This is a genomic window from Mycobacterium sp. (genome assembly GCF_052145595.1).
Taxonomy (GTDB): domain Bacteria; phylum Actinomycetota; class Actinomycetes; order Mycobacteriales; family Mycobacteriaceae; genus Mycobacterium.
Genome location: NZ_JBKQOI010000214.1, coordinates 1 through 2780 on the forward strand (window position 1 = coordinate 1; position 2780 = coordinate 2780).

The window sequence follows — 2780 nt, forward strand, 5'->3', positions numbered from 1 at the left end:
AGGCGAGGGTGACTCCGTTGGCGCCCGGTGTGAGCGTGATGTTGGAGCCGGCGTGGAGGTACTGGGCGAGGAATGTCGCGACGGTGATTCCCTTGTCCGTGCCCGTGGTCCACATGCTCGTGTCCAGCACGTCGAGGATGAGCATCACGTCGGCGGTCGAGTATCCGTACTGGAATGTCTCGGAGAGCGCGGAAAGCGGTTGGTCGGCCATGGGAGTAGTGGCGAGTGGCGAGTGGCGAGTGGCGAGTGAATACGGGGAGGAAAGCAGCCTCCCGGGGTGCGGGCCGGGCCCCCGAAGGGGTGGGTCCAAAGGGTGGGGGGCCCCCGGACCGACCCCGCAAGCGGGGTTACCCCCGTTGCTGGTTCGGGCTTACGGGGTCGCGAGCTGGAAATACGCGTAGCTCAGGGTGACGCCCACGGCGGTGGCCGCGGACAGGTTGATGTCGAGGGCTTCGCCCGGGACCGTGGCAAAGATGCCGGCAGAACCCAGTGTGAGGGCGGGCCCTGACCCGACGGCTGCCGCCAGGTAGAAGTTTCCAGTCGCGACCGAGGTGGTTGTGTGTGACTGCAGATTGACCGTGTTGGCGGTGCCGGCGCCGTTACTGAGTGCCAGGCTGAGCACGACGATCGCCACGCCGGGCGGCGGCTTGGGAACGATGGTGGTTGCACCGGCTGCAGCGGGGTTGCCGCCGTAGAAGCCGACCTGGACGGGGACTGAGCCGTTGTGCAAAACGGCGACCTGGTCGGCTGTCGGAGTCGTCTGCTGATATGCCATGATCCCTCCGGAATGAGAACCCGCGGGCCCACAGTAGGGGAGGGCGGTCCCGCGGGATGTTGGAAAGAAGGGATCAAGTCACCTGGTACGTGACATCGAAGGTGGGAGATGAACCCACCCCGGTGCACGTGATGAACATGTCCCAGGTGGTGGTCCCGGTCATGGTCAGGTTCGTCGTGGAGAGCGCAACGCTGGCGGTGACATAGCTGAAGGTGCCGGTGGGCCAGGTGACGGCTGCGCCGCCGCCGGTGATGCGGAGGTGCAGCGTCTGGCCGAGCTGAAAACTGGCGACCTGGGAGGCGGCTGCGAGGCTGGCCGTGGCCGTGGTGGCGAACGTGATGACGTTCGTACCGGAGGCCGCGAGCGTGAGCGTGGCATAGCCCACCTGCGTCCAGTCGATATTCAGGGTCGCACCGACACCCAGGGTGCCGGCTGCGAGTACCGCCGAATTGGCAAATCCGGGCGTTGAGATCCAGTTGCGGCCGTTGCCGACCACGCCGAACCCGAGCACGGGGTTGTCGTCGGCGGCGGCTTGCACGGCCGTACCCTGCACCGTGGCGCTGGTGAGAGTATTCGAGAGAATCATGATATGTAGTCCTTGGACGTGGAGCTGGGAATTAAGTGGTGCCGGCGCCGAGTATCCACCAGTTGGACGCGCCGTCGCTCATGATCCGGATCCAGTAATACTGCGCGGTGAGGCTGGTGTTGGTGGCCGCGCCGTCGATCTTGTCGGAGCCGGCCGCGGTGATTGTCAGGGTCGCCGCGGCGGCGTCGATCTTCTTGATGTCGTAGGTGAACCCGGCCGGGACCGATCCCGCGGCGGGCAGGGTCAGCGCGTAGCCGCTGGCGACCGTGGCCAGGATGGTCCGGACGTAGGGGGTGACGGTGGTGGCTGCGGAGATCGCCAGCACCGGCCCGAGGCTGCTGGGCGCCATCACCCAGCCGGTGCCGGTCGCCGTCGGCACCATCGAGGCCATGCCGTAGGGGAGGAGCTCACCGTTGGGCGTACCGGGTCCCCAGACCTGACCCATGATGTTGCCGGGGTCTTGTTGAAACGTGACGGTCATGAACTCCCCCCTTTCAGCAAGTGATGATGACGCCAAAGTCGGGACGGATGACGCCCAGGGCGTAGCCGAAGTCGACCGTGACGAAGAGGGCCTGATAGATGTGCACGTAGCTGACCATCACCCGCAGGGGGATGCCCATCAGGTCAATGTAGCTGACATCGACGACGTTGCGGGCCTCGTCCGGGGTGGCGATCGGCCGCAGGGCCAGGGCGATCGCGTACTCGTGCAGGGCCAGATTGGTGTAGGACTGCACCGTCGCCGTGCCCGCGGTGACCACGTCGGCCGAGGCGATCGGGGTTGCCAGCACGACGACCGTTGCCGAGGTGTAGCTGGCGATCTGGTAGAGGTTCGTCCCCGTGGCGACGTTGCCGGCCGCGGCGAAGGACAACCACTGGCCGACGCTGGCGGGTGTGAAGGCGGAGCTGGCCGCTGTGACGGTGGTTGAGCCGGCCGTGGTCGTGACCGTGGCGCCGACGACGGTGATGAAGCGGGCGGTTGTGGTGACTGAGCCGCTGGGTAGAACCGTCGTCGAGAACACGGCGGAAAGCGTGAGGCTGGTATCGCTCTGAACGGAGCTCACCTTGTAGAGAGTCTTGGTCGGGTCGTTACCGAAGACCAGGTAGAACCCAGTCAGGGGTACACCGCCGGTGCCCGCCGTGGTGAAGTTGGTGTTCAGGCCGGTGACCGTCGCGCTGTTGTAGGTCAGGGTGACCTGGCCGTAGAGGATCGAGCCGGACGCCGTCGGCATCTGCTGGTCCCATTTCGGCTGGAAGTTGAACGCGTGCGCCAGGTCGGCCGACTCGCGGGCCGACGCGGCGATCGACGCCGACACCAAGCTTTCCTGCACCCAGCCGGCGTCCCCGAGCATCTTCTGGTAGACGCGGTTGTGGACGAGAAGCGAGAGCTTCTCGCTGTCCTCAAGGGGGACCTTCTGGTCT

Annotated in this window: 5 protein-coding genes; all 5 read right to left on the reverse strand. The window is 66.1% G+C overall.

Annotation, left to right across the window (positions count from 1 at the left end):
* Nucleotides 1-211: hypothetical protein (locus ACLP4W_RS19485; protein WP_442388720.1), on the reverse strand; the 211-nt coding region annotated here is incomplete at its 3' end.
* 159 nt (nucleotides 212-370) lie between these two features.
* The gene (locus ACLP4W_RS19490; protein WP_442388722.1) at nucleotides 371-775 is read right to left on the reverse strand and encodes a hypothetical protein; all 405 of its coding nucleotides are present in this window, start codon (nucleotides 773-775) and stop codon (nucleotides 371-373) included.
* 73 nt (nucleotides 776-848) lie between these two features.
* Nucleotides 849-1361: a hypothetical protein gene (locus tag ACLP4W_RS19495; RefSeq protein ID WP_442388724.1), complete on the reverse strand. Its 513-nt coding sequence runs from the start codon at nucleotides 1359-1361 to the stop codon at nucleotides 849-851.
* Between the two features lie 31 nt (nucleotides 1362-1392).
* Nucleotides 1393-1842, reverse strand: a complete 450-nt coding sequence (locus tag ACLP4W_RS19500) for a hypothetical protein (RefSeq protein ID WP_442388726.1) — start codon at nucleotides 1840-1842, stop codon at nucleotides 1393-1395.
* Nucleotides 1843-1855: 13 nt separating this feature from the next.
* Nucleotides 1856-2780: hypothetical protein (locus tag ACLP4W_RS19505; RefSeq protein ID WP_442388727.1), on the reverse strand; the 925-nt coding region annotated here is incomplete at its 5' end.